At 70.1% G+C, this 24,319-nt stretch carries 22 protein-coding genes and 1 tRNA gene; 14 read left to right on the top strand and 9 right to left on the bottom strand.

Annotation, left to right across the window (positions count from 1 at the left end; translation table 11 throughout):
- The first annotated feature begins 10 nt into the window (after positions 1-10).
- From ACH4FH_RS02640 to ACH4FH_RS02610, 7 genes are all read left to right on the top strand, one after another.
- A complete protein-coding gene (locus ACH4FH_RS02640; protein WP_398553880.1) occupies positions 11-865 on the top strand; it encodes a hypothetical protein in 855 nt (284 codons plus the stop codon).
- 28 nt (positions 866-893) lie between these two features.
- Positions 894-965: transfer RNA gene (locus ACH4FH_RS02635), tRNA-Gln, on the top strand.
- Positions 966-1,085: 120 nt separating this feature from the next.
- Entirely contained in the window at positions 1,086-2,543 is a 1,458-nt protein-coding gene (glmU, locus tag ACH4FH_RS02630; protein ID WP_398553879.1) for a bifunctional UDP-N-acetylglucosamine diphosphorylase/glucosamine-1-phosphate N-acetyltransferase GlmU, read from the top strand.
- Between the two features lie 72 nt (positions 2,544-2,615).
- Complete coding sequence (locus ACH4FH_RS02625) at positions 2,616-3,590, top strand: ribose-phosphate diphosphokinase (RefSeq protein WP_393683161.1); 975 nt, start codon at positions 2,616-2,618, stop codon at positions 3,588-3,590.
- 192 nt (positions 3,591-3,782) lie between these two features.
- Positions 3,783-4,376 (top strand): 50S ribosomal protein L25/general stress protein Ctc, encoded by a 594-nt coding sequence (locus ACH4FH_RS02620; RefSeq protein ID WP_398553878.1) that lies wholly within the window; start codon positions 3,783-3,785, stop codon positions 4,374-4,376.
- 161 nt (positions 4,377-4,537) lie between these two features.
- Positions 4,538-5,125: an aminoacyl-tRNA hydrolase gene (gene pth / locus ACH4FH_RS02615; protein WP_398553877.1), complete on the top strand. Its 588-nt coding sequence runs from the start codon at positions 4,538-4,540 to the stop codon at positions 5,123-5,125.
- Between the two features lie 81 nt (positions 5,126-5,206).
- Positions 5,207-5,740 (top strand): hypothetical protein, encoded by a 534-nt coding sequence (locus tag ACH4FH_RS02610; protein ID WP_398553876.1) that lies wholly within the window; start codon positions 5,207-5,209, stop codon positions 5,738-5,740.
- A 103-nt stretch (positions 5,741-5,843) separates the two neighbouring features.
- Here ACH4FH_RS02610 and ppc read toward each other — a convergent pair whose 3' ends face one another.
- Entirely contained in the window at positions 5,844-8,558 is a 2,715-nt protein-coding gene (gene ppc, locus ACH4FH_RS02605) for a phosphoenolpyruvate carboxylase (protein ID WP_398553980.1), read from the bottom strand.
- Positions 8,559-8,949: 391 nt separating this feature from the next.
- On the opposite strand from ppc, the gene ACH4FH_RS02600 reads away from it, so the two are divergent.
- A complete protein-coding gene (locus tag ACH4FH_RS02600) occupies positions 8,950-9,930 on the top strand; it encodes an acyl-CoA desaturase (RefSeq protein WP_398553875.1) in 981 nt (326 codons plus the stop codon).
- A 7-nt stretch (positions 9,931-9,937) separates the two neighbouring features.
- Complete coding sequence (locus tag ACH4FH_RS02595) at positions 9,938-10,624, top strand: TetR family transcriptional regulator (RefSeq protein ID WP_398553874.1); 687 nt, start codon at positions 9,938-9,940, stop codon at positions 10,622-10,624.
- A 97-nt stretch (positions 10,625-10,721) separates the two neighbouring features.
- Here the strand turns inward: ACH4FH_RS02595 and ACH4FH_RS02590 are convergent, their stop codons facing one another.
- The 3 genes from ACH4FH_RS02590 to ACH4FH_RS02580 all read right to left on the bottom strand — a co-directional run bounded on the left by ACH4FH_RS02590 (position 10,722) and on the right by ACH4FH_RS02580 (position 13,191).
- Positions 10,722-11,651: an LAETG motif-containing sortase-dependent surface protein gene (locus tag ACH4FH_RS02590; RefSeq protein ID WP_398553873.1), complete on the bottom strand. Its 930-nt coding sequence runs from the start codon at positions 11,649-11,651 to the stop codon at positions 10,722-10,724.
- 311 nt (positions 11,652-11,962) lie between these two features.
- Complete coding sequence (locus ACH4FH_RS02585) at positions 11,963-12,340, bottom strand: VOC family protein (protein WP_398553872.1); 378 nt, start codon at positions 12,338-12,340, stop codon at positions 11,963-11,965.
- Positions 12,341-12,366: 26 nt separating this feature from the next.
- Positions 12,367-13,191, bottom strand: coding sequence for a trans-aconitate 2-methyltransferase (locus ACH4FH_RS02580; protein ID WP_398553871.1), 825 nt, complete (start codon positions 13,189-13,191; stop codon positions 12,367-12,369).
- A 155-nt stretch (positions 13,192-13,346) separates the two neighbouring features.
- On the opposite strand from ACH4FH_RS02580, the gene ACH4FH_RS02575 reads away from it, so the two are divergent.
- The 3 genes from ACH4FH_RS02575 (at position 13,347) to ACH4FH_RS02565 (ending at position 16,828) form a co-directional block, all read left to right on the top strand.
- Positions 13,347-13,844, top strand: a complete 498-nt coding sequence (locus ACH4FH_RS02575; RefSeq protein WP_393892463.1) for a MarR family winged helix-turn-helix transcriptional regulator — start codon at positions 13,347-13,349, stop codon at positions 13,842-13,844.
- A 76-nt stretch (positions 13,845-13,920) separates the two neighbouring features.
- Positions 13,921-14,715 (top strand): SDR family NAD(P)-dependent oxidoreductase, encoded by a 795-nt coding sequence (locus ACH4FH_RS02570; protein ID WP_398553870.1) that lies wholly within the window; start codon positions 13,921-13,923, stop codon positions 14,713-14,715.
- 55 nt (positions 14,716-14,770) lie between these two features.
- A complete protein-coding gene (locus ACH4FH_RS02565; RefSeq protein ID WP_398553869.1) occupies positions 14,771-16,828 on the top strand; it encodes a beta-galactosidase in 2,058 nt (685 codons plus the stop codon).
- Between the two features lie 15 nt (positions 16,829-16,843).
- Here ACH4FH_RS02565 and ACH4FH_RS02560 read toward each other — a convergent pair whose 3' ends face one another.
- The 4 genes from ACH4FH_RS02560 to galT all read right to left on the bottom strand — a co-directional run bounded on the left by ACH4FH_RS02560 (position 16,844) and on the right by galT (position 21,188).
- Positions 16,844-17,626: a LuxR C-terminal-related transcriptional regulator gene (locus tag ACH4FH_RS02560; protein ID WP_398553868.1), complete on the bottom strand. Its 783-nt coding sequence runs from the start codon at positions 17,624-17,626 to the stop codon at positions 16,844-16,846.
- Between the two features lie 300 nt (positions 17,627-17,926).
- A complete protein-coding gene (gene galK, locus ACH4FH_RS02555) occupies positions 17,927-19,123 on the bottom strand; it encodes a galactokinase (protein WP_398553867.1) in 1,197 nt (398 codons plus the stop codon).
- A complete protein-coding gene (galE, locus tag ACH4FH_RS02550; RefSeq protein ID WP_398553866.1) occupies positions 19,123-20,097 on the bottom strand; it encodes a UDP-glucose 4-epimerase GalE in 975 nt (324 codons plus the stop codon). The genes galK and galE overlap by 1 nt, the downstream gene beginning before the upstream one ends.
- Positions 20,094-21,188, bottom strand: coding sequence for a galactose-1-phosphate uridylyltransferase (gene galT / locus ACH4FH_RS02545; RefSeq protein WP_398553865.1), 1,095 nt, complete (start codon positions 21,186-21,188; stop codon positions 20,094-20,096). The genes galE and galT overlap by 4 nt, the downstream gene beginning before the upstream one ends.
- A gap of 268 nt (positions 21,189-21,456) precedes the next feature.
- Between galT and ACH4FH_RS02540 the strand changes: the two genes are divergently transcribed.
- Both ACH4FH_RS02540 and ACH4FH_RS02535 read left to right on the top strand, forming a co-directional pair.
- A complete protein-coding gene (locus ACH4FH_RS02540) occupies positions 21,457-23,127 on the top strand; it encodes a sodium:solute symporter family protein (protein ID WP_398553864.1) in 1,671 nt (556 codons plus the stop codon).
- A gap of 19 nt (positions 23,128-23,146) precedes the next feature.
- On the top strand, positions 23,147-23,452 hold the full coding sequence (locus tag ACH4FH_RS02535) for a hypothetical protein (RefSeq protein WP_398553863.1): 306 nt from the start codon (positions 23,147-23,149) through the stop codon (positions 23,450-23,452).
- Between the two features lie 11 nt (positions 23,453-23,463).
- On the opposite strand, the gene ACH4FH_RS02530 is transcribed toward ACH4FH_RS02535, so the two are convergent.
- Positions 23,464-24,201, bottom strand: coding sequence for a response regulator transcription factor (locus ACH4FH_RS02530; protein ID WP_398553862.1), 738 nt, complete (start codon positions 24,199-24,201; stop codon positions 23,464-23,466).
- Between the last annotated feature and the right edge of the window lie 118 nt (positions 24,202-24,319).

The following is a 24,319-nucleotide window of genomic DNA, read 5'->3' as shown; positions in this document are numbered from 1 at the left end:
GCCTGTTCCCATGCCGAACACCCATCGGGAACACCCCGACTACGAGTCCTTACGCCCCCAAGCCATCGCCCTACGCCGCGCCGGCCTCAGCCGCCGCCAGATCCGCGACCGCCTCCATGTCCACAACAACGACATCCTCAACCGCCTCCTCGACGGCACACCCCTCCCGGAACACCCCCGCCACCTCGACACGAAGGACAACCTGCGCGACAAGGCCCGCGAGCTCCGCAAGCAGGGGATGACCTATGACCAGATCCAGGTCGCGCTGGGGTGTTCGAAGAGTTCGATCTCATTGTGGGTCCGGGATCTGCCGAAGCCGCCGACCCGAACCCGCGAGGAAGCCTCCGCCATTGCCAAGCGCGGCTGGGAGGCGACACTGAAGCAACGGGAAGCGGCGCGCCAGGAAACCAAGCGAATCGCCGCCGCGGAGATCGGCGAGCTGAGCGACCGGGAGCTGTTCCTGATCGGCGTCGGCCTCTATTGGTCCGAGGGCAGCAAGAGCAAGCAGCACAACCCCACCGAACGCGTCACCTTCATCAATAGCGACCCAGACATGATCCGCACCTATCTCGCATGGCTGCGCCTACTGGGCGTGAGCACAGAGCGAATGCGGTTCCACGTACACATCCACGAGTCCGGCGATGCTGCAGGCGCGGAGCGCTTCTGGGCCGATCTGGTCGGCATCGACGTATCCGAGTTGAGCAAGACCACCCTCAAGAAGCACCAGCCCAAGACCGTTCGCAAGAACGTCGGAGAGGGCTATCGGGGCTGCCTGACGATCCGAGTGCTACAAAGTGCGGAGCTATACCGTCGCATCGAGGGCTGGTGGTACGGCATAGTGTTGGGAGCCAAGCGGCCAGCCTGACAAATGTCCGGTTTGATCTGCTTTACCATCCCCTGTGGTGTAATGGGCAACACTGCGGTTTTTGGTACCGTCATTCGAGGTTCGAGTCCTCGCAGGGGAGCAAGCAAAGTTCGGGTCCTGATCACCACGTCAGGACCCGTCCGCGTTTCGGCTTCAAAACGCCCCGGTATCCTTCGGGTGACCACCACCCGAAGTAGCCAAGAAGCCGAAGGGCATCCCCGTGAGCGCCAACCGCCCGGCAGCCGTCGTCGTTCTCGCAGCGGGTGAGGGAACCCGCATGAAGTCGGCGACCCCAAAGGTCCTGCACGCGATCTCCGGCCGCTCCCTCGTCGGCCACGTCGTCGCCGCCTCCCGTGAGCTGGACCCAGAGCACCTCGTCGTGGTCGTCGGCCACGCCCGCGACCAGGTACAGGCACATCTCCTCGACGTCGACCCGGACGTCCGCAGCGCCGTGCAGCACGAGCAGAACGGCACCGGACACGCCGTCCGTATGGGCCTGGAGGAGCTGAGCGACAACGGCATCACCCTCGACGGCACCGTCGTCGTGGTGTGCGGTGACACCCCGCTCCTGACCGGCGAGACGCTGCGGGCCCTGAGCGAGACGCACACCGCGGACGGCAACGCCGTCACGGTGCTGTCGGCCGAGGTCCCCGACTCCACCGGTTACGGGCGGATCGTGCGGGACGACGCGTCCGGCGCGGTGACCGCGATCGTCGAGCACAAGGACGCCACCGACGCGCAGCGCGCCATCCGCGAGATCAACTCCGGGGTCTTCGCCTTCGATGCGAAGTTGCTGACGGATGCCCTGGGCCGGGTGCGGACGGACAACAGCCAGGGTGAGGAGTACCTCACGGATGTGCTGAGCATTCTGCGGGAGGCCGGGCATCGGGTCGGTGCCGCGGTGGCCGCCGATCACCGGGAGATCCTGGGGATCAACAACCGTGTGCAGCTGGCGGAGGCGCGGCGGCTGCTGAACGAGCGGCTGCTGGAGCGGGCGATGCTGGCGGGTGTGACGGTGGTGGATCCCGCGACGACCTGGTTGGACGTGGCGGTGAGCTTCGAGCCGGATTCGGTGGTGCACCCGGGGACGCAGTTGCTGGGTGCGACGGTGCTGGGTGCGGGCGCCGAGGTGGGCCCGAATTCGCGGTTGACGGACACGGTCGTCGGTGAGGGCGCGGTGGCGTCGTTCACGGTGGCGGAGGGTGCGCGGATCGGGGCGGGCGCGAGTGTGGGTCCGTATGCGTACTTGCGTCCGGGGACGGTGCTCGGTGCGCGGTCGAAGGCCGGTACGTATGTGGAGATGAAGAACGCGTCGATCGGTGAGGGCACGAAGGTGCCGCATCTGTCGTATGTGGGGGATGCGACGATTGGTGAGCACACCAATATCGGTGCGGCGAGCGTGTTCGTGAACTACGACGGTGAGGCCAAGCACCACACCACCGTCGGGTCGCACTGCAAGACGGGGTCGGACAACATGTTTGTGGCTCCTGTCACGATCGGGGACGGCGCGTACACCGCTGCCGGCTCGGTCATCACCAAGGATGTGCCCCCGGGTTCGCTGGCGGTCGCGCGAGGCCAGCAGCGGAATATCGAGGGTTGGGTCGCGCGTAAGCGGCCGGGAAGCGCGGCTGCGCAGGCCGCTTCGTCCGCTCGCCAGGAGTCCGCAGGCGAGCGGTGATGGTGCAACGGGTGCGCCGTGCGGGGCGTACCGTGATTAGCGCACGCAAACAGGGATTCGAGGAGATTTGCTGTGACCGGGATCAAGACGACCGGCGAGAAGAAGCTGATGCTCTTCTCCGGCCGCGCCCACCCCGAGCTGGCCGAGGAGGTCGCGCACCAGCTGGGTGTGGGCCTGGTCCCGACGAAGGCGTTCGACTTCGCCAACGGTGAGATCTATGTCCGTTATCAGGAGTCGGCGCGTGGTGCGGACTGCTTTTTGATTCAGAGCCACACGGCTCCGATCAATAAGTGGATCATGGAACAGTTGATCATGATTGATGCGCTGAAGCGGGCCTCGGCCCGGAGCATCACCGTGGTCGTTCCCTTCTACGGCTATGCCCGTCAGGACAAGAAGCACCGTGGTCGTGAGCCGATCTCGGCGCGGCTGATCGCGGATCTGATGAAGACGGCGGGTGCGGACCGTATCGTCACGGTCGATCTGCACACGGATCAGATCATGGGCTTCTTCGACGGTCCGGTGGATCATCTGTTCGCGCTGCCGGTGCTGGCGGACTACGTCGGCGCGAAGGTGGACCGGGACAAGCTGACCGTGGTTTCGCCGGACGCGGGCCGGGTGCGGGTGGCGGACCGTTGGTGTGACCGTCTGGGTGCGCCGCTGGCGATCGTGCACAAGCGGCGTGACAAGGATGTGGCGAACCAGGTCACCGTCCACGAGGTCGTGGGTGATGTGAAGGACCGGGTGTGTGTCCTGGTCGACGACATGATCGACACGGGTGGCACGATCTGTGCGGCGGCGGATGCGCTGTTCGCGAATGGTGCGTCGGATGTGATCGTGACGGCGACGCACGGTGTGCTGTCGGGTCCGGCGGCGGACCGGCTGAAGAACTCGAAGGTGAGTGAGTTCGTGTTCACGAACACGCTGCCGACGCCGAGTGAGCTGGAGCTGGACAAGATCACGGTGCTGTCGATGGCGCCGACGGTTGCGCGTGCGATCCGTGAGGTGTTCGAGGACGGTTCGGTGACGAGCCTCTTCGAGGAGCAGTGAGTTCAGCTGTGATGTAGGTCGGCATTGATCGACTTGGGGGCGGCCTTCCCGCCGGGTAGACTCACGGAGTTGCTCGGCGAGGGAGGCCGCACTTTTTTGTGCGGCTGGTCCGTTATCGACGCGCTCTTCGTAGCAGGTCTGTCGTGGGCCGGGTGACGGTCAGCAGTTTCCTGAGATACGAGGAGTGCAGTCATGGCTGAGGTCAAGATCGCCGCTGAGGTCCGTAGCGATTTCGGTAAGGGCGCGGCCCGTCGTACGCGTCGCGAGAGCAAGGTTCCGGGCGTGGTGTACGGCCACGGTGACAAGCCGCAGCACGTCAAGGTCGACAGCCACGCGCTGATGATGGCCCTGAAGACCCCGAACGTGCTGATCCGTCTGGACGTGGACGGCAAGGACACGCTGGTCATCCCGAAGGCCGTGCAGCGTGAGGCCATCCGTGGCTTCCTCGTGCACGTCGACTTCCTGGCCGTCCGCCAGGGCGAGAAGGTCACCGTCGAGATCCCGATCCTGACCGAGGGCGACCTGGCGCCGGGTGCGAACCTGCTCGAGCACCTGCTGAACACCCTGCCGGTCGAGGCCGAGGCGACCCACATCCCGGAGTCGGTCACGATCTCCGTGGCGGGCCTGGACGCCGGTGACTCGGTGCAGGCGAAGGACATCACGCTGCCGGCCGGTTCGACGCTGGCCGTCGAGGACGACGTCGTCGTGCTGCAGGTTGTCGCGGCGCAGGCGGAGGCTCCGGCCGAGGAGTCCGCCGAGGCGGGCGACGAGGCCGAGCAGGCCTGATTGCCGTAGTACAGCGCTCTGTCCAGCCGCTGCCGCGCGCCTTTGGGTGCGGGGTGGCGGTTGGGCTGTTTCATGGGCTGTTGTCCGTGGCCGGCCGCGCGGTGTGCGGTGGCGGGTAGTTGTCGGGGTTCGGTGTGGTGGCGGTTGTGGGAGTGGGAGAGATGACGGACGCAGATCCGTGGCTTGTGGTGGGGCTGGGTAATCCGGGTCCGGAGTATGCGGCGAATCGCCACAATGTCGGGTTCATGGTGGCGGATTTGCTGGCGGAGCGGATGCGGGGCCGCTTCAAGGCGCACAAGTCGCGTGCGCAGGTGGTGGAGGGGCGTGTCGGTGCGCCGGGGCCCGGGGGTCGTCGGGTGGTGGTGGCCAAGCCGATGTCGTTCATGAATGTGTCGGGTGGGCCGGTGACGGCGTTGCGGGATTTCTACAAGGTGCCGGTGTCCAACATCGTGGCGATTCATGATGAGTTGGACATTGATTACGGTGCGCTGCGGCTGAAGTTGGGCGGTGGCGACAATGGGCACAACGGGTTGAAGTCGATCACGAAGTCGTTGGGTGCGGAGTATCACCGGGTGCGGTTCGGGATCGGGCGTCCGCCGGGGCGGATGCAGGTGGCGGATTTTGTGTTGAAGGACTTCTCGTCGCCGGAGCGCAAGGAACTGGGTTATTTCGTGGACCGTGCGGCGGATGCGGTGGAGGCTCTGGTGATCGAGGGGCTGGAGCGGGCGCAGAGCACGTACAACACATGATGCGGACAACGTGGGTCAGGCCCTGACGAACCGCAGGTGAGAGGTTGACCGACTGCTGTCGGATGGCCAAGGATCGCCGGCATGCCCAGTAGCAGTACGCGCACCAGTTCTGTCCGTCGCAGCCGCACCCGGCGGGCGGGTGAGAGTGCCTATGGGGCATTGCTTGTCGTGCGGACGGTGCTGATGGGGTTGTTGGCGCTGCTGCTGTTGGCGGCGGGGGTGTGGACGTCGTGGAACACCGCGCAGTACGCGATGCTCGTCAAGGCGCAGGAGCGCGGCACGATGACGGTGGCGCGGTGTGAGGACGACCGTTGCACGGGTCCGTATGTGCCGACCGAGGGGGACGGCAAGGCCCGGTCGAAGGTGTCGATCGTGGAGGCCGCCGCGCCGGACGAGGGTGCGCGGGTCGAGGTGACGGTGGAGCCGGGGACGGGGCATGCGGTGCGGACCGGGCCGGCCGGGATTCTGCATGCGTGGGTGCCGTTCGCGGGGGCGTTGTTGCTGGCGGCGTTGGTGGTGGCCGGTGGGATGCGGTTGCGGCGTACGGCGTGGGTGATGGGCTTGTGTGGTGCGGTGCTGCTGGGGGCGGCGTTCGCGGCGTTGCAGGGGATTTAAGGCAGACACCGGGGTTCCCGGTTCGGCAGACGGCAGCGGCCCGTCCCTTCGTGTGAAGGGGCGGGCCGCTGCCGTGTGGTGTGGCTTCGGTGTCGGGCCGGGGTCAGCCGGTGTTGCGCAGGCCGGCGGCGACGCCGTTGACGGTGAGCAGCAGGGCGCGGGCGAGGACGGGGTCGGCCTCTTCGCCGCGGGCGGCTGCCTCGCGCTGGCGGGCGAGCAGGGACACCTGGAGGTAGGAGATCGGGTCGAGGTAGGCGTCGCGGATGTGGAAGGTCTGCTGGAGTACGGAGTTGGAGTCGAGGAGTTCGCTCTCTCCGGTGATGCGCAGGACTTCCTGGACCGTGAGCTCGTGTTCGGCCTTGATGCCTTCGAAGACGTGCTTGAGGTTGTCGGGGACGAGGGTGTCGACGTAGTGCTGGGCGATCCGCAGGTCGGTCTTGGCCAGCGTCATCGCGACGTTGGACAGGAAGTTGCGGAAGAAGTGCCAGTGCTCGTGCATCTCGTCCAGGACGCTGTCGAGTCCCGCTTCGCGGGCGGCCTTGAGGCCGGTGCCGACGCCGAACCAGCCGGGGACGATCTGGCGGGACTGGGTCCAGCCGAAGACCCACGGGATGGCGCGCAGGCCGTCGAGTCCTGCGCCGCTGTCGGGGCGGCGCGAGGGGCGGGAGCCGAGGTGGAGTTCGGCGAGCTGGTCGACGGGGGTGGAGGCGAAGAAGTAGGCGGGCAGGTCGGGGTCCTCGACGAGCCTGCGGTAGGAGCCGTGGGCGGCCTCGGAGACGGTTTCCATGGCGGCGTCCCAGCGGGCGAGGGCCTCGTCGGACTGGCGGGGCTCGGTGTGCAGGGCGGATGCCTGCAGGGTGGCCGCGACGGTCAGTTCGAGGTTTTCCCGGGCGAGGGACGGCACGAGGTACTTGTCGGAGATGACCTCGCCCTGTTCGGTGACCTTGATCTCGCCTTCGAGGGTGCCGTAGGGCTGGGCGAGGATCGCGTCGTGGGAGGGGCCGCCGCCGCGGCCGACGGTGCCGCCGCGGCCGTGGAAGAGGCGCAGGCGTACGCCGTGGCGGTGGGCGACGTCTCGCAGCAGGCGCTGGGCGCGGTGGATCTCCCACTGGGAGGTGGTGATGCCGCCGAACTTGGAGGAGTCGGAGTAGCCGAGCATGACCTCCTGGACGTCGTCGCGCAGGGCGACGAGGCGTCGGTAGGAGGGGTCGGACAGCATCTCGTCGAGGAGCTGGTCGGCGATCTTCAGCTCGTCGGTGGTCTCCAGGAGCGGCACGATGCCGATCTTGGCCCAGCCGGCGTGCAGGTCGATGAGGCCGGCCTCGCGGGCGAGCACGGTGGCCGCGAAGACGTCGTCGGAGCCCTGGCACATGGAGATGATGTAGGACTCGATGACCTCGGGGCCGAAGGTCTCCTTGGCCTTGACGATGGTGCGGAAGACGCCGAGGGTCTTCGCGCCGGCTTCGTCGAGGGGTGCGGGGGTGGGCGCCAGGGGCCGGCGGGAGCGCAGTTCCTTGGCGAGGAGCTTGCGGCGGTAGTCGCGCGGCATGTCGACGTAGCGCCAGGACTCCTCGCCGAGGCGGTCGAAGAGCTGGCCGAGGGCGTGGTGGTGGGCGTCGGCGTGCTCGCGGATGTCCATGGTGGCGAGCTGCAGGCCGAAGGCGGCGATGGTGCGCAGGGTGCGCTCCAGTCGGCCGTCGGCGACCAGGCCGCCGCGGTGCTCGCGCAGCGAGGTCTGGATGAGCGCGAGGTCGTCGAGGAGTTCGACGGTGCCGAGGTAGTCGCGGCCGGGGACGTGGGGGGTGTCTCCGGCGAGGCGCTCGCGGGTGTTGACGAGCTTTTGCTGGATGCAGGTGGCCTTGAGGCGGTAGGGCTCTTCGGAGTTCAGGCGCTTGTAGCGGGGGCTGATCTCCGGGATGAGTTCCAGGTCGCGGCGGAGGGACTCCAGGAGCTCGTCGGTGGCTCCGCAGTTGCGAATGGAGTTGGAGAGTGCGCCGCGCAGTTCGTCGACGTGCTCCAGGGCGTCGGTGATGCCGTGCTCGTGCTGGAGGAGCAGGACGTCCCAGGTGACCTGGGGGGTGACGTTGGGGTTGCCGTCGCGGTCGCCGCCGATCCAGGTGCCGAAGGTCAGGGGGCGGGTGCCGGCGGGCAGCTCGGTGCCGGCGCGCTCCAGTTCGGCGGCCAGGTCCTCGAGGACGTCGCCGACGGCGCCGCGGCCGAGTTCGTCGAGGTAGTAGATGGCGTTGCGGGCCTCGTCGGTGGGCTCGGGGCGGGCGACGCGCAGCTCATCGGTCTGCCAGATGAGGTCGATGTTCTCGGCGAGGCGGAGGTCGGCGCGGCGTCGCTCGGTTGCGTCCGTGGTGTCCAGCAGCTCGGCGACCTTGCGGAGCTTGGTGAGGACGGAGCGGCGGGCGGCCTCGGTGGGGTGCGCCGTGAAGACGGGGCGGACGCCGAGGTGGCGCGCGGTTTCGCGCAGGTGCTCGGGGTCGGCGTCCTTGAGCATGTCGGCGGTGCGGGCGAGGATGCTGCCCTCCGCGGCGCGGCGGGTGCGCAGCTCGCGGCCGCGGTGGACCTGCTCGGTGACGTTCGCGAGGTGGAAGTAGGTGGAGAAGGCGCGCACGAGCTTGGCGGCGGTGGCGAGGTCGGTGTCACCGAGGAGCCGGGCGGCGGCTTCGCCGTCGGAGCGGGTCAGTGCGCGGACCCGCTCGACGAGGTCCAGGAGTTCCTGGCCCTCCTGCCGGAGGAGGGTTTCGCCGAGGAGGTCGCCCAGGCGTCGGATGTCGGCGCGCAGGGCGACGTTGTCCTTGTGGTCGCTGATACCGCTGCTGTCGCTGTCGACGCCGGGCCGGTCGTACGGGCCGGACTGCGTGGACGCGAGGTCGGCGGAGGTGTTGTCGGCACTGCTCACAGGTGCGGCTCCTTGCAGTGTTGAGCACGTCTGATTAGCGGGCGGGTTGCGGACCGCGCTGTCCGACGTCCCCAGGATAGGTCTCCCCACTCTCGGCGGATCACACCGTCCGATTGCTGGGCATCATTGCTATCGGCGCTGGTGTGGGGCCTGTCACACCACGTCCGTGGTGGTGTCACGCCGCGTGCGGGGCGGTGTCACGGCCTTGCTCGTGGCGGTGTCGCTGCCATACTTACGAAACCGTAGGTTACGGTCCCGTAGCCGTAGCCGTGCCCCCGAGCCCCCCGACGAGGGACACCACATGACCGCAGGACCAGAAACCGCCGAAGAGTCCCCGATCTCCGCCGGTACACCGCTTCCGTCCGCCACGCTGGGCGGTGACAGCAAGCGGTCGGTCGAGCAGATCACGCTGCTGTTGTTCATCACGTTGCCGTTCCTGGCGCTGCTCGCGGCGGTGCCGCTCGCCTGGGGGTGGGGGGTGAGCTGGCTGGACCTTGGGCTGATGGTGGCGATGTACTACATCGGGTGCCACGGCATCACGATCGGCTTCCACCGTTACTTCACCCACGGCGCCTTCAAGGCGAAGCGGCCGCTGCGTATCGCGCTGGCCGTGATGGGTTCGCTGGCGGTGGAGGGGCCGCTGGTGCGCTGGGTGGCGGATCACCGTAAGCACCACAAGTTCTCCGACGCCGAGGGCGACCCGCATTCGCCGTGGCGTTTCGGCGAGACGGTGCCGGCCCTGATGAAGGGCCTGTGGTGGGCGCACATCGGCTGGATGTTCGACGAGGAGCAGACGTCGCAGGCGAAGTACGCACCGGATCTGATCAAGGATCCCGCGATCCGGGCCGTCTCGCGTCAGTTCGTTGTGTGGACGGCGGTCTCGCTCGCGCTTCCGCCGCTGGTGGGCGGTCTGGTGACCTGGTCCTGGACGGGCGCGCTGACGGCGTTCTTCTGGGGTTCCCTGGTGCGGGTGGCGCTGCTGCATCACGTGACGTGGTCGATCAACTCCATCTGCCACGCGGTCGGTAAGCGCCCGTTCAAGTCGCGGGACCGCTCAGGGAACGTGTGGTGGCTTGCGGTGCTGTCGTGCGGGGAGTCCTGGCACAACCTGCACCACGCCGACCCGACGTGTGCCCGGCACGGCGTGCTGAAGGGGCAGCTGGACTCCAGCGCACGGCTCATCCGCTGGTTCGAGAAGGCGGGCTGGGCGTACGACGTCCGGTGGCCCAGTGCGTCGCGCGTCGAGTCCCGGCGCAAGGACAAGGCGACTCAGGCTGCATGATTGACGGGTGGCGATCGACGGCAGCAGCGTGAGCAACAGCAAGGGCACGAATTCCTCCGGCGCGGGGTCCCGGCGGACCCGCAGGGTCCGGATGACCGGCGCGGAACGCCGTGAGCAGCTGCTGGACATCGGTCGCACACTCTTCGCCGAGCGGGGCTTCGAAGGCACTTCCGTGGAGGAGATCGCGGCGAAGGCCGGTGTGTCCAAACCGGTGGTCTACGAGCACTTCGGCGGCAAGGAGGGCCTGTACGCGGTCGTCGTGGACCGTGAGATGCGGCAGCTGCTGGACATGGTGACCAGCGCGCTGACCGCCGGCCATCCCCGTGAACTCCTCGAACAGGCCGCGTTCGCCCTCCTCGATTACATCGAGACGTTCACCGACGGTTTCCGCATCCTGGTCCGGGACTCCCCCGTCGCCCAGTCGACGGGCACGTTCGCCTCGCTGATCAGCGATATCGCCACGCAGGTCGAGGACATCCTGGGCCTTGAGTTCAAGGCCCGCGGCTTCGACCCGAAGCTGGCCCCGCTCTACGCCCAGGCGCTGGTCGGCATGGTCGCCCTGACCGGCCAGTGGTGGCTCGACGTCCGCAAGCCGAAGAAGGCCGAGGTCGCCGCCCACCTGGTGAACCTCGCCTGGCACGGCCTCGACGGGCTGGAGGCCAGGCCCCGGCTGATCGGGCACCGGCGGGCTTGAGCGGGGGTGTCGAGCCCGCCCGACCGGTCATGCGGTGCGACGCATCCCGGGATGGGATGCGCCCTGCCGCCGGTGGCCCTCGGCCTGCACGCCGGCCCTAGTCGCTCACGGCTGTCCTGCGGCGGCGTACGGCGAAGATGGCGCCCGCTCCCGCGACGACGGCGGCGCCGCCGATGGCTGCCGCGGTCGGCAGGGCGCTCGACGCGCCGGTCTCGGCGAGGTTGCCGCTGACGGGCAGCTCGGCGAGACCGCCCTGCGGGGCATGGTGCCCCCTGCTGGTCGCGGCCTTGGCCTTGGCCGGCCGGTCCTTTTCGTCCGTGCTGCCCGGCTTGCCCTTGGCGTCCTCGACCTTGCCGGGCTCAGTGCCCGCCGGCAGGACGGTGAAGTCGAACTGGCTGATCTCGTCGTAGCCGCACTGGCCGTCCTCGCCGTACGAGTGCCCGGTGGTGAAGAAGTAGCCCGCGCCCGCCTCGGCATTCTTGGCGATCTTGATGCGCATCCTGGCGTCCGCGTACTCGCCCGGCCGGAGGCTGCCCACCGTGGCGAAGTCCTGGTTGTCGTTCCACTCCGCGCCCTCGCCCTCCACGGGCTTCCACGCGCGGCTGTGCGGGTTGAACCACTCGACGGTGACGGCGAGTTCGGAGACGTCATCGATCTCCGGGTCGGCGGTGCCGAGATAGAGGGTGACGTCGGTCTCCTGCAGCGTGACCGTGGAGACGTTGCTGACGCGATAGGCGAACTCGTGCCATCCGGACCCGGCGACGATCTTGCTCGGGAGGTCGCGGAGCGCCGTCTTCCCTCGTTCCTCCTCGGGAATGCCGGTGCAGAAGGCCGGGCGGGTGTACGTCGGGGAGGGCGAGGGGGCCGACGTCGCCCCCACTGACGGCTTCGGCTCGCTCCGCTCCGGAGGCGTCGCCGCGTCGCCCGGCCGACCGGCCGAGGAGTCCTCCTCATCGGCAGCACCACCGGTGGACGGTTCAGCCGAGGGCACGGTGGTGGCCGAGGCGGAGGGTGCACCACCGTCCACGGGCGTTTCTCCCCTGGCGTGCGCGGCAGGAGAAGCGAGCAGTGACACGGAACAGATGGCGGCGAGGGCAGCGGCGGCCGACAGAGCACGATGAAGCGTCATGGATCTCTTTCATGGGCTGAACTTGGGCGCTTACGTGACCCTCCGGCCCATCGGCAGGTTGCGCTTCGCCTGGAGAAGCCCTTCGTGATCTCCCTCACAGGTCCCCGCGCGGCGCGCCGGCGATGGCGCGGCGGGGCACCCGCCGCGCCGTGGACTGCCCGGTTCCGCTGCCGTGCGCCCGGGGCCGACCGGATGCGCGGCGCGCCGGCTCAGGGCCGGAAGCCTCCTCCGGTGTCCTCCAGGAATTCCAGGCGGTTTCCCGCCGGGTCGGTGGAGTAGAAGCGGCGGTGCCCCGGGAGGCTGTGGTCCCAGGTGACGGGGGCGCCCGCGGCGGCCAGGCGGGCGGCGAGGGTGTCGATGTCGGTGACGGTGAGGGCCGGGTGCGCCTTTCGGGCGGCGCGGTGGTCGGGGTCGGCGCCGAGGTGGAGTTGGGCTGTGCCGGCCTCGAACCAGCAGCCGCCGCGGGCGGCGAGCGCCGGGGGCTTGGGGATCTCCGTCATGCCGAGGAGGTCGGCGTAGTAGGCCCGCAGCGCGGCTTCGGTGCCGGGGTGTGCGGCCAGCAGGATGTGGTCGAGGCCGGTGATCATGGTGTCAGCTCCGAGGGAGGGGCGGGTCAGGCCGCTTCGGGTTTACGGGCCACGGCGAAGATGCGGCGGAAGGGGAAGACCGTGCCGTGCCTGCCGGTGGGGTAGGCCTTGCGCAGCAGGTCGCGGAATTCGGCGAGGAAGGCGTCGCGGGCGTCCGGGTCGTCCTCCAGGGCGGTGAGGACGGGGCGCAGCGCGGTGCCCTTTACCCAGTCCAGGACGGGGTCGTCACCCTGGAGCAGCTGGACGTAGGTGGTCTCCCAGGCGTCGGTCTCGCAGCCGAGGTCGGTGAGGCGCTGGAGGTAGTCGGCGGGCTGGAGGATGTGGACGAAGCGGCGGCCGTGGGTGTCGAGGCGGTCGCGCCACCGGGGGGCGTCGCACAGCTCGCCGAGGAGGGCGTGGCTGGGGGAGGTGAAGTTGCCGGGGACCTGGAAGGCGAGGGTGCCGCCGGGGGTGAGGCCCGCTATCCAGTGCGCGAAGGACTCGGGGTGGTTGGGGACCCACTGGAGTGCGGCGTTGGAGACGATCAGGTCGTACGGCTCGTCGGGCACCCAGTCGCCCGCGTCGGCGGGGGCGAAGTCGAGATGGCCGCCGTCCGCGGTGGGGCCGGCGTGGGTCTCGGCCTCCTTGAGCATCTCGGGGGAGTTGTCGTAGCCGGTGATGTGCGCGTCGGGCCAGCGTGCGGCGAGCAGGGCGGTGACGTTTCCGGGTCCGCAGCCGAGGTCGGCGATGCGGGCGGGGCGTTCGTGCCGGGGCAGGTCGGGTATCCGGGCGAGCAGGTCGTGGAAGGGACGGGTGCGGAGCCCGGAGTGGCGAAGGTACTGCTGCGGGTCCCAGGTTGGTGCGACGTGCATGGTCAAAACCCCTTTGCGGGAATGCAGGCTGGCACAGGCTGTTTCAGGCCGCCTCGGGCAGAACCCGGGCTCGCGCCGACGATGCCCAATAGTCCAGGAAAATATATCTCGACATCAAGAGACTCCACATCGACAGACCCTTTACACTGATCGTCATGGAGGACGAGGTCGACCGACTGGTCGCAGCATGGCGCCGCGAGCGCCCGGACCTCGACGTGGAACCACTTGAGGTCCTCAGCCGCGTTTCCCGCCTGGCCAGACACCTCGACAGAGCTCGCCGCATCGCCTTCTCCGAGGTCGGCCTGGAGCCCTGGGAGTTCGACGTACTCACCGCGCTGCGCCGCGCGGGCGCGCCCTACCAGCTCTCCCCCGGCGCGCTGCTGACCCAGACTCTGGTCACCTCCGGCACGATGACCAACCGCATCGACAGGCTCGCGAAGAAGGATCTCGTCGAGCGGCTGCCCGACCCCAGCGACCGGCGCGGAGTGCTGGTCAGGCTCACTGCCGAGGGCCGCGACAGGGCCGACCGTTCATTGGCCGGACTGCTGGCCCAGGAGCGGGCCATTCTGGCCGAACTCTCCCGTCAGCAGCGCAGCGAACTGGCCGGTCTGCTACGCCGGTTGACCGGCCCGTTCGACAACATCCCGGGCTGACGACCGCCGGACGCCCGCCACCCGCCCGGCCGAGGTCCTCTTGCCCGCCGCCCGCAGGTGGGCTTGGATTCGCGCCATGAGCCAGCACGCACCGCACCCGGCGCCCGGTGGCCCCTACGGCAAGCGGTTCCAGGGCCGTACGGTCCTGGTCACCGGTGCGGCGGGCGGCATCGGGGCGGCCACCGCCGACCGGCTGGCGGCGGAGGGAGCCGGGGTGCTGCTGCTGGACATCGACGACGGGCGCGGGGAGCACACCGCGCGGCGCATACGGGCGGCCGGCGGTCTGGCCTCCTACCAGCACTGCGACGTGGTGAGCGAGGACGACTGGCGGCAGGCCGTGGCAGCGGCACGGCAGCGCTACGGCCCCGTCGGCGGGCTGGTCAGCAACGCCTTCCTGCCCTATGTCGCGGCCGCCGACCGCACCCCGCTCGCGGACTGGGAGCGGCAGCTCGCGGTGAACCTCACCGGCTCGTTCCTCGGCGTCCGCGCCGCCCTGGACGACCTGCGCGCCCAGCGCGGCGGCGTGGTGCTGACCTCGTCCGTGCATGCGCTCATGGGGCTGCCGGGCCGCCCCGCCTACGCCGCGTCAAAGGCCGGACTGACCGGCCTCGGGCGGCAGTTGGCCGTCGAGTACGGGCCCGAGATACGGGTCAACAGCGTGCTGCCGGGCCCGGTGCTGACCGCCGCGTGGGACGGCATCGGTGACGCGGAGCGCCAGGCCACCGCCGAGGAGACCGCGGCCCGGCGGCTGGGGCGGCCCGAGGAGGTCGCCGCCGCCATCGCCTTCCTGCTCTCCTCCGAGGCGTCGTTCGTCACCGGCGCGAGCCTCGTCGTGGACGGCGGCTGGAGCGTGTACAAGAACTCCTCGTGAACCACTGCCCGTACGGGGCGCGAACCGCGTTGTGAACTTCGACCCAGGGGGTCCGATGGGCATCCGATTCGGCGGCGACTACAACCCCGAGCAGTGGCCGCAGGAGGTGTGGGCCGAGGACCTGAAGCTGATGAAGGCGGCCCACGTCACCATGGTCACCGCGGGGATCTTCTCCTGGGCCAAGGTCGAACCCCGGGCCGGCACCTACGACTTCGGCTGGTTCGACCGCGTCATGGACGGCCTGGCCGGCGCCGGTATCGAGGTCTGCCTGGCGACGATGACCGCCTCACCGCCGCCCTGGCTCTCGCGCGCGCACCCCGAGATCCTGCCCGAGGGCCCCGACGGGCAGCGCTTCTGGCCCGGCGGCCGGCAGCACTACTGCCCCTCCAGCCTCGTCTACCGCGAGCACGCCGTCCGCCTCGTCGAGCACCTCGCCGACCGCTACGCGGGCCACCCGGCGCTCGCCCTGTGGCATGTGGGCAACGAGTACGGCTGCCACACCCGGCAGTGCTTCTGCGACGTCTCCGCGGCCGACTTCCGGCGCTGGCTGCGCGCACGCTACGAGACCGTAGACGCCCTCAACGACGCCTGGTCGACCGCCTTCTGGTCGCAGGCGTACGGCGACTTCGCGGAGGTGCTGCCGCCGCGTGCGGCGCCCACCTTCCCCAACCCCGCGCAGCAACTGGACTACCTGCGGTTCGGCGACGACGCGCTGCGCGCCTGCTACCTCGCCGAGAAGACGGTGCTGGACCGCCGCACCCCGGGGGTGCCGGTGACCACCAACCTGATGCCGCAGCACAAGCCCGTCGACGCGTTCGCCTGGTCCGCGCACATGGACGTGATGGCGCTGGACTTCTACCAGGACCCGCACGAGCCCGACGACCACGTCCGGGCCGGCTATGCCTTCGATCTGATGCGTTCGGCGCGCTCCGGGCAGCCCTGGCTGCTGCTGGAACAGGCGCCGGGCGCGGTCAACTGGCGTCCCCGCAACGGCCCCAAGCCGCCGGGCGCGATGCGGCTGTGGAGCTGGCAGGCCGTCGCCCAGGGCGCGGACGCGGTGCTGTACTTCCAGTGGCGGCAGTCCCTGGGCGGCGCGGAGAAGTTCCACTCGGCGATGCTGCCGCACGGCGGCATCCGCACCCGCGTCTTCCGCGAGGTCAGCGCACTGGGAGCGGAGTTCGCGGCCCTGCCGGACATCGCGGGGACGCGGTCGCGCGCCGATGTGGCGCTGCTCGCGGACTGGCACAGCTGGTGGGCCCTGGAGCTGGACTCCAAGCCGTCCACCGCGCTCGACCACTCCCGCATCGCGCTGGCGCACTACCGGCCGCTCTTCGAGGCGGGCGTGGCCTGCGATGTGCTGCCGCCGGACCGGGAGCTGTCCGGATACCGCCTGGTCGTCGTGCCCAACCTCTACCTGCTCACCGCGCGCGACGCGACCCGGCTGGCCGCCTACGTACGCGGCGGCGGCCGACTGGTGGTGTCGTTCTTCTCCGGCATCGTCGACGAGCACGACCGGGTGCACCCCGGCGGCTATCCGGCGCCGCTGCGCGAGCTGCTGGGGCTGCGCGTGGAGGAGTTCTGGCCGCTGGAGGAGGGCAGGTCGGTGGCGGTCGACGGCGGGGACTGCGCCGGGCGGGGGGATCTGTGGTCGGAGGCCATCGACCTCGAAGGGGCCGAGGCACTCGCGCACTTCACGGAAGGAGACCTCGCCGGGCGGCCCGCGGTGACCCGCCACGCCTACGGCCGCGGAACGGTCTGGTACCTCGGCACCCGGCTCGAACCGGGCCCGCTGCGCGCCCTGTTGGATGACGTACGGGCGCACGCCGGGGTGACTGCCGTGCTGCCGGGCCTGCCGGACGGCGTGCAGGCCACCGTCAGGGAGGCCGACGGCGGGCCGCACGGACCGTCCCGGCGGTACACCTTCCTGCTCAATCACCGGGCCGAGGCCGTCGATGTCGCGCTGCCCCGGCCCCTGACCGACGCCCTCGCCGCGGCCACCGGCGCGGGCAGCGCCGCGCCCACGGACCGGATCACCCTGCCCGCCCGGGGCGTCGCCGTCCTGACCGCCCCGGAACCGGACGAAGCCGCCGGCGGCCCGGCTTCCGGCGGATAGCCGCCGGCGGGCCGTTCAGGGCACCGGGACCGTGGCCGCCGCGGCCGTCACCGTCTCGATCTCGACCGGCCCGACACCGGCCCGCCGGGCGAGCGCCACCGCCGCGAGGGTGGAGTGCACACCGAGCTTGCCGAGGACGTTCTGCATATGGGTGCGGACGGTGTGCGGGGAGAGGAACAGCCGCTCGGCGACCGCCTTGCGGCCCAGGCCCGCCACCATGCAGCGCAGCACCTCACGCTCGCGCGGCGTCAGCGACTCCACCAGCCGCTCACTGTCCGAACGGTGCTTGCGTGCGGCCGTCAGCTCCCGCAGCACGCCCGTGAGCAGCGCGGGCGGCAGATGCGTCTCGTCGCGCAGCACGCCGCGGATGACGGCGAGCAGCCGGGAGAGCGAGCAGTCCTTGGCGACCCACCCCGAAGCGCCCGCCTGGAGGGCGACGGCCGCGCGGCGCGGGTCGTCGCGCTCGGCGAGGACGACGGTGCGCAGATACGGATGGCTGGTGCGCAGGCCGGAGACCAGCGCGATGCCGGCCGACGGGGTGCCGCGCGGCGCGCCGTCGCGGACCGACGGCTGCGCCGGCACGGCCGTCAGCGGCGCGCCGACGGCGGCCAGGTCGGCGTCCACGAGCAGCACATCGAAGCGACGGCCTTCGGCGGCCGCCCGTTCCAGACCGCGCAGGGCGGCCGGAGCGCTGCCCGCCGCCGCCACGTCGACGTCCTGTTCCGCCGCGAGCGCGGCCGCCAGGGATTCGGCGAAGATGCGGTGGTCGTCGACCACCAGAACCCGGATGCGTTGCACAGAGACCCCCTGTCCCGGTGAACGGACCTTAGCGGGCACGACGCCGGTATTGAAGATCGCCTCGGCCGCACGGCTCACGCCGTGCCGCATGACTACCCCACCCCGGTGCTCGCACCCTCCCCCCTCGCCCGCTTTCGACGAGGAGGAGCCCAGCTCGCCCGCTTGTCGTAGCCGGCCCCCACCGGCGCTGGACTCAGGGTACGGACGGGGTGGGACAGCGGAAGGGTATTGGCGAAACTGCTCGGCCCGAGGCCGGGGTGCGGCCGCCCGGCGCCACCGAGGCCGCACCCCGGGCGCGCGCTACGCCAGGCGGCACGCCCCCGCGCCGGGTACGGCGGTGAAGATCCGCGGCGCGGTGTGGCCGACCGCCGCGAAGGCCGCGGTGACCGCGTCGGTGACGGTCTGCGCGTCCGCCTCCTCGACGAGCACGATCGCCGAGCCGCCGAAGCCGCCGCCGGTCATCCGCGCCCCCAACGCCCCGGCCGCGGTGGCCGTGTCGACGGCGAGGTCCAGCTCGGCGCAGGAGATCTTGAAGTCGTCACGGAGCGAGCGGTGACCGTCCGTCAGCAACGGGCCGATGGCGCGGGTGTCGCCCGCGTCGAGCCGCGCGACGACCTCTTCGACGCGGTGGTTCTCGGTGACGATGTGCCGTACGAGGTCTTGAACGACCGGTTCGCCTTCGAGTTTCCGCAGCGCCTCGGGCAGAAGCGCATGCGGCACATCGCGCAGGGCGCGCACCCCGAGCGCCCGCGCGCCACGCTCGCAGCCGGCGCGCCGCTCCGCGTACGCGCCGTCCCCCAGCTCGTGCTTGACCCGGGTGTCGACGACCAGGAGCCGCAGCCCCTCGCCCGCCAGGTCGAACGGGACCTGGCGCCGGGAGAGGTCGCGGGCGTCCAGGAAGAGGGCGTTGCCCGGCGTGCAGCAGGCCGCGGCGGTCTGGTCCATGATCCCGCAGGGCACTCCGACGAACGCGTTCTCGGCCCGCTGGGCGAGCTGGGCCAGCCGCAGCGGTTCGAGGCCGAGCGCGTACAGGTCGTTGAGGGCGAGCGCGGTGACGACCTCCAGGGCGGCGGAGGACGACAGTCCGGCGCCGGTGGGCACCGTGCTGTCGAAGTGCAGGTCCGCGCCGCCCACCGGCAGGCCGGCCTCCCGCATCGCCCAGGCGATGCCCGCCGGGTAGGCGGCCCAGCCCCCATCCGACGCGGGCCGCAGGTCGTCGACGCGCAGTTCGACGATGCCGCCGTCGGCGCCGCCCGAGTGCAGGCGCAGCACGCCGTCGGGGCGGGCCGAGGCGGCGGCGATGGTGGTGTGCGGCAGGGCGAGGGGCATCACGAAGCCGTCGTTGTAATCGGTGTGTTCACCGATCAGGTTGACCCGGCCGGGCGCCGCCCAGACGCCCTCGGGGGCGGCGCCGTACACCTCGCGGAACGCCGCGGCGGTGCGGGGCGCGCCGTGCGGGCCCGCGGTGGCCGGGGCGGCGGCTTCGTGAACGGTCATCAGGACTCCCTTGTCCGGTCGAGATACTGCGCGAACTCCCAGGCGTCGGCGACGATGCCGGCGAGGTCGGCGCGGCTGGGCTGCCAGCCGAGCCGGTCGATGGCGGTCCGGGCCGAGGCCACCAGGACGGCGGGGTCGCCGCCGCGGCGGGGGGCGACGATCTCGGGGATCGGGTGGCCGGTGACCTTGCGCACCGTCTCGATGACCTCGCGGACGGAGAAGCCGTTGCCGTTGCCGAGGTTGCAGATCAGGTGCTCGCCGGCGGTGGCCGCGTCCAGGGCGAGGAGGTGGGCGTCGGCGAGGTCGGCGACGTGGATGTAGTCGCGTACGCAGGTGCCGTCCGGGGTGGGGTAGTCCTCGCCGAAGACGGAGATCGCCTCGCGATTGCCCTGGGCGACCTGGAGGACGAGCGGGATGAGGTGCGATTCCGGGTCGTGGCGCTCGCCGCAGTCGCCGTAGGCGCCCGCCACGTTGAAGTAGCGCAGCGAGACGGCGGCCAGGCCGTGGGCGGCGGCCTCGCCGGTGATCATGTGGTCGACGGCGAGCTTGCCGGCGCCGTAGGGGCTGGTCGGCGCGGTGGCGGCGGCCTCGGTGATGGGGGTGACGGTCGGCTCGCCGTAGGTCGCGGCGGTGGAGGAGAAGACCAGGGTGCGCACGCCGGCGTCGCGCATGGCCGTCAGCAGGTCCATGCTGCCGCCGACGTTGTTGCGCCAGTACTTCTCGGGGTCCGTGACGGACTCGCCGACCTGGGAGAACGCGGCGAAGTGGAGCACCGCGTCGTACGAGGGGTCGAGCACGCGGGCGGCGTCCTGGATGCGGCCCTCGATGAAGCGGACGCCGTCGGGGACGCCTTCGCGATGGCCGGTGGACAGGTCGTCCAGCACGGTCACCTCGTGGCCGGCCTCCAGAAGATGTGTCGCAACGACACTGCCGACATATCCCGCACCGCCTGTGACCAGGTACTTCTTGCTCACTCGCTCGCTACCTCTCGCAGTCGCTCGGCCGCGGCCTCCGGCGGCACATCGTTGATGAACACATTCATGCCGGATTCGGAACCCGCGAGAAACTTCAGCTTGCCGGAAGTGCGGCGAATGGTGAAAAGCTCGAGGTGGAGCGCGAACTCGGTGCGGTCCGCGGCCCGCGCCGGCGCCTGGTGCCAGGCGGCGATGTAGGGCGTACGGGCTGCGCCGGTCCGGTCCTGCGGGCTGCTGCCCTCCCCTTCCTTCCCACCCTCGCTTGCGCCGAAAATCCGGTCGAACCGCCGCAAGACTTCCAGATAGATCTGTGGAAACTCTGTGCGCGCGGCCTGTTCGAGGGCGAGCAGGTCAGGAACCCTACGTTTGGGGTAGAGGTGCACCTCGTACGGCCAGTGGGCGGCGTAGGGGACGAACGCGATCCAGTGTTCTCCGTCGAGCACGACGCGGCGGCCGTCGGCGGTCTCGTCGGCAAGGACGTCGTCGAAGAGGTTGCGGCCCCCGGTGGCCTCGCGGTGCGCGGCGAGCGAGGAGAGCATGCGCTCGGTGCGCGGGGTGACGAAGGGGTAGCCGTAGATCTGGCCGTGCGGGTGCCCGAGGGTCACACCGATCTCGGCGCCGCGGTTCTCGAAGCAGAAGACCTGTGCCACGTCCGGGAGTTGGGACAGCTCCGCGGTGCGGTCGGTCCATGCCTCCAGGACCAGGGCGGCCTGCTCCTCGGTGAGGTCGGCGAAGGACGCGTCGTGGTCGGAGGTGAAGCACACCACCTCGCAGCGGCCGCTGTCGCCGGCGAGGGAGGGGAAGCGGTTCTCGAAGACGGCCACGTCGTAATCGGGCGCGGGGATCTCGGAGAGCCGGCCGTCGCGGGAGGGGCACAGCGGGCATTCGTCGGCCGGCGGGTGGTAGGTGCGGCCCTGGCGGTGCGAGGCGATGGCGACGGCGTCACCGAGGAGCCGGTCGTGGCGGATCTCGGAGGCGGTGGACACCGGGTCGAGGGGGCGACGGTCGTACTGGTCGCGGACCGCGTCGTCACGGGAGTCGTAGTAGATGAGCTCCCTGCCGTCCGCGAGCCGGGTCGACGTCTTCTTCACGGGAGCTCCTCCACGCTCTGACCAAACACAAACAAACACAATGAAGCACAAGCCAACAGTGGCGTCAATGTCGAGGAAGGCGCCGGAAAGCCGCTGAGCGGCATACAGGGGCAGGTACGGGCAAACCGACGAAGTGGATCACGATCCAACAAACTGAACCAACAAAAGTGTTCAGTTTCGGAGGACCCGCGCGTAGCTTTTTGTTCGTTCAGATCGAGCACACCGCTGTGTCCTGGGGGCGACCCCAGATTCTCGAAGAGAGTGCCCCATGATCACCTTGGCCGAAGGGCTCCGGCTGCCCACCAACGGGCTCGACTACACCATCCTGGCCATCTACTTCGTCGTCGTCCTCGGCATCGGGTTCGCGGCCAAACGAAGCGTGAAGACGAGCCTGGACTTCTTCCTCTCCGGCAGGTCACTGCCCGCCTGGGTCACCGGTCTCGCGTTCGTCGCCGCGAACCTCGGCGCGACCGAGATCCTCGGCATGGCCGCCAACGGAGCGCAGTACGGGGCCTATACGGTCCACTGGTACTGGATCGGCGCCATCCCGGCGATGGTCTTCCTCGGCCTGGTGATGATGCCGTTCTACTACGGCTCCAAGGTCCGCTCCGTACCGGAGTTCCTGCTGCACCGGTTCGGCCCGTCCTCACACCTGCTGTCGTCGGTCATCTTCGCCGTCTCCTCGGTACTGATCGCGGGCGTGAACCTCTACGCCATGGCGATCGTGCTGCAGGCCCTGCTGGGCTGGCCGCAGTGGGTGGCGATCGTCATCGCCGGCGTCTTCGTCCTGGCGTACATCACCATCGGCGGCCTCTCCTCGGCGATCTACAACGAGGTCCTGCAGTTCTTCGTCATCCTCGCCGCGCTGATCCCGCTGACCATCGTCGGCCTCAAGCGCGTCGGCGGCTGGGACGGCCTGACGGACTCGCTCTCCTCCTCCCACGGCGGCGCGTTCCTCACCGCCTGGGAAGGCACCGGTATCGGTGAGGCCAACCCGCTCGGCGCGAACTGGCTGACCATCGTGCTCGGCCTGGGCTTCGTGATGAGCTTCGGCTACTGGACGACGAACTTCGCCGAGGTCCAGCGCGCGCTGTCCGCGAAGAACCTCTCGGCCGCGAAGCGCACCCCGCTGATCGCCGCCTTCCCCAAGATCTTCATACCCCTGGTCGTGGTCGTCCCCGGCCTGATCGCGCTGGTCATGGAGCCGACCCTGGGCAAGTCCAAGGACGGACTCCAGTACAACGACGCCATTCCGGTGCTGATGCGGGACCTGCTGCCCAACGGCGTGCTGGGCATAGCCGTGACCGGTCTGCTCGCCGCCTTCATGGCGGGCATGGCCGCGAACGTGTCGTCCTTCAACACGGTCTTCACCAACGACATCTGGGCCGCGTACCTGAAGAAGGACCGCGAGGACGCGTACTACCTGAAGACCGGCCGGGTGGTCACCGCCGTCGGCGTGCTGATCGGCATGGGCACGGCCGTCATCGCCTCGTCCTTCAGCAACATCATGAACTACCTCCAGACGCTGTTCTCCTTCTTCAACGTGCCCCTGTTCGTCGTCTTCATCATCGGCATGTTCTGGAAGCGGACCACCGCCGCGGCCGGCTTCTGGGGGCTGCTGTCGGGCACCGTCGCCGCGATGGTGAACTACTTCTGGCTCTACAAGCAGGGCATCACCGCGATCCCCTCCGAGCAGGGCGCCAACTTCGTCTCCTCGATCGTCGCCTTCGTCGTCGGCGCCGTGGTGATGCTGCTCGTCACCCTGGTCACCAAGCCGAAGCCGGCCGCGTCCCTCGCCGGCCTGGTCTACGGCTCCAGGTCCCCCGGCATGGAAGAGCCGCCTGCCGAGGGCGACGACGCGTGGTACCGCAAGCCGGCCCTGCTGGGCTGGGGCGCGGTCGTCCTCGCCGCCATCTGCTACATCCCCTTCTCCTTCTGAGCCTGCCGAGGAACGCACCATGAGCGACTACCAGCACGAAGTCGAGGAACTGGAACGCGAGTCCGCGACCGCCGCGCGACTCTTCGACGTACGGCGCATCATCGGCGGCCTGTTCGTCGTCTACGGCGTGATCGTCACCATCGCCGGAATCACTGCCTCCGACGCGGACCTCAAGAAGGCCCAGGACATCAACATCAACCTGTGGACGGGGCTGGGCATGCTCGCCCTCGGGCTCTTCTTCCTGATCTGGATGAAGCTGCGGCCCGCAATACCGCCGACGGTCGCGGAACTCCAGGAGGAGACGGGGGACGGCCCCCCGGCCTGACCGGCCGTCCGCTACGGCGGCGGGGCGCCACCCTCCGGTTCATCCGGCTCGTCCGTCCCCGCCGCCGCGGCGGCCACCGCCCCGCCTGCCGCCGCCCGCTCCAGCAGCCCGGTACGCGCCGCCAGCGCGGCGGCCTCCAGCCGCGAGCCCACCTCAAGCTTCATCAACACCCGCTGCACATGGGTGCGCGCGGTACTCGGCGCGATCGCCATCCCCGCCGCGATCAGCCGGGTGTCCTCGCCGTCCGCGACCCGCATCAGCACCTCGACCTCGCGCGGGGTGAGCAGTTGCAGCAGCCGCGCGCCCTCGTCGTCCGGCTGTGCGACGGGGTGCAGCAGCTCCTCGAAAGCCTGCTGCAGCAGCTGCGGCGAGATCGCCGCCTCCCCCGCCCGCGCCTTCATCATGGCGCGCTCCACACCTTCGATCCGCTCGTCGTTACGCACATACCCCGACGCCCCGGCCGCGAAGGCGGCAGCGATACCGCGCGGACTGGGCACCGGCCCCAGCACCACCACCGCGACCTGCGGCCGCTCCTTCTTGATCCGCACGATCGGGTCGAAGGCACCCGGCTCGGCGGGCGCGGCAGTCCCCAGCAGGCACACCTCCGGCGCCCGGCTCACCACCAGATCCGCAGCCCCCGCACACGGCGCGGCCGCGGCCAGCACGCGGTGCCCGCGCAGCTTCAGGGCCGAGGCGAGCGCCTCGGCGAGCAGACGGTGGTCATCGACCACCATGAGCCGCACGCCCATCGAGCAACCCCCTCCATCCCCGGCGGACCCCGCCCCCGGCCCCCGCCGGGCCCCTTGTCCCCGGGAAGCTACACGCTCGACCGGCCGCGCGCGCCCCCTACCGGGCAGAAGCCCCCGG

The sequence above is a fragment of the Streptomyces sp. NPDC017993 genome, assembly GCF_044328065.1.
Taxonomy (GTDB): Bacteria; Actinomycetota; Actinomycetes; order Streptomycetales; family Streptomycetaceae; genus Streptomyces.
This window is presented reverse-complemented; position numbering and strand designations above follow the sequence as displayed.

Excerpts from the sequence above, each read along its gene's own strand:
- pth (WP_398553877.1), top strand. The coding sequence starts at position 4,538 with ATGACGGACGCAGATCCGTGGCTTGTGGTGGGGCTGGGTAATCCGGGT.
- ACH4FH_RS02535 (WP_398553863.1), top strand. The coding sequence starts at position 23,147 with ATGAGCGACTACCAGCACGAAGTCGAGGAACTGGAACGCGAGTCCGCG.
- ACH4FH_RS02610 (WP_398553876.1), top strand. The coding sequence starts at position 5,207 with ATGCCCAGTAGCAGTACGCGCACCAGTTCTGTCCGTCGCAGCCGCACC.
- ACH4FH_RS02585 (WP_398553872.1), bottom strand. The coding sequence starts at position 12,340 with ATGATCACCGGCCTCGACCACATCCTGCTGGCCGCACACCCCGGCACC.
- ACH4FH_RS02600 (WP_398553875.1), top strand. The coding sequence starts at position 8,950 with ATGACCGCAGGACCAGAAACCGCCGAAGAGTCCCCGATCTCCGCCGGT.
- ACH4FH_RS02640 (WP_398553880.1), top strand. The coding sequence starts at position 11 with ATGCCGAACACCCATCGGGAACACCCCGACTACGAGTCCTTACGCCCC.
- ACH4FH_RS02580 (WP_398553871.1), bottom strand. The coding sequence starts at position 13,191 with ATGCACGTCGCACCAACCTGGGACCCGCAGCAGTACCTTCGCCACTCC.
- ACH4FH_RS02530 (WP_398553862.1), bottom strand. The coding sequence starts at position 24,201 with ATGGGCGTGCGGCTCATGGTGGTCGATGACCACCGTCTGCTCGCCGAG.
- ACH4FH_RS02570 (WP_398553870.1), top strand. The coding sequence starts at position 13,921 with ATGAGCCAGCACGCACCGCACCCGGCGCCCGGTGGCCCCTACGGCAAG.
- ACH4FH_RS02565 (WP_398553869.1), top strand. The coding sequence starts at position 14,771 with ATGGGCATCCGATTCGGCGGCGACTACAACCCCGAGCAGTGGCCGCAG.
- ACH4FH_RS02575 (WP_393892463.1), top strand. The coding sequence starts at position 13,347 with ATGGAGGACGAGGTCGACCGACTGGTCGCAGCATGGCGCCGCGAGCGC.
- galK (WP_398553867.1), bottom strand. The coding sequence starts at position 19,123 with ATGACCGTTCACGAAGCCGCCGCCCCGGCCACCGCGGGCCCGCACGGC.
- ACH4FH_RS02620 (WP_398553878.1), top strand. The coding sequence starts at position 3,783 with ATGGCTGAGGTCAAGATCGCCGCTGAGGTCCGTAGCGATTTCGGTAAG.
- ACH4FH_RS02540 (WP_398553864.1), top strand. The coding sequence starts at position 21,457 with ATGATCACCTTGGCCGAAGGGCTCCGGCTGCCCACCAACGGGCTCGAC.